This is a genomic window from Candidatus Accumulibacter vicinus (genome assembly GCF_000584955.1).
In the GTDB taxonomy this organism is placed as follows: Bacteria; Pseudomonadota; Gammaproteobacteria; order Burkholderiales; family Rhodocyclaceae; genus Accumulibacter; species Accumulibacter vicinus.
This window is the reverse complement of record NZ_JDSS02000018.1, coordinates 5,710-6,288: the sequence shown is the minus strand read 5'-3', so window position 1 is coordinate 6,288 and position 579 is coordinate 5,710. Positions and strand designations below refer to the sequence as shown.

Annotated in this window: 1 protein-coding gene; it reads left to right on the top strand. The window is 57.9% G+C overall.

The features are described 5' to 3' along the window. Positions 1 to 239: 239 nt before the first annotated feature. Positions 240 to 579, top strand: a 340-nt coding sequence (locus CAPSK01_RS04985; RefSeq protein WP_034923882.1) for a transposase, incomplete at its 3' end; no start/stop codon positions are given.

The window sequence follows — 579 nt, the reverse complement described above, 5'->3', positions numbered from 1 at the left end:
CGACGTTGGCAACGTCGATGAACAGGTCGCCGTTTGAATCCACCTTGATGTCGCTCTCCTTCACCCCGAGTTCGTTCAAGTAGCGCCGACTGCGCTCGACTAGGTCAGCATTCTTGCCGGCGCGCACAACCTCGGCGTGCTCCTTCAGAAACTTGATAATCATCTAGCCGGCTTCCCAACCGCGGCGTTACAGTCAGTGTGGGAAATCACGGACTGACAACCGCAGAAGAGGAGCCGAAATGAAACTGTACGCTGCAATTGACCTTCATTCCAACAATAGCGTGTTGGTGATTCTGGACGAGGCGGATCGAATGGTGCTGCAGAGGCGCTTGCCGAACAATCTGGAGCGGATTTGCGAGGCGCTTGGTCCCCACGGCGAGGAGATCGAGGGCATTGCCGTCGAGTCCACCTACAACTGGTATTGGCTGGTCGACGGCCTGATGGAAGCGGGCTATCGGGTGCACCTGGTGAACACGGCGGCGGTCAAGCAATACGAGGGCCTGAAGCATAAGGAGGACGTGGACGATGCCCGTTGGCTGGCGCACTTGTTGCGTTTGGGCATCCTGCCGGTAGGGTACA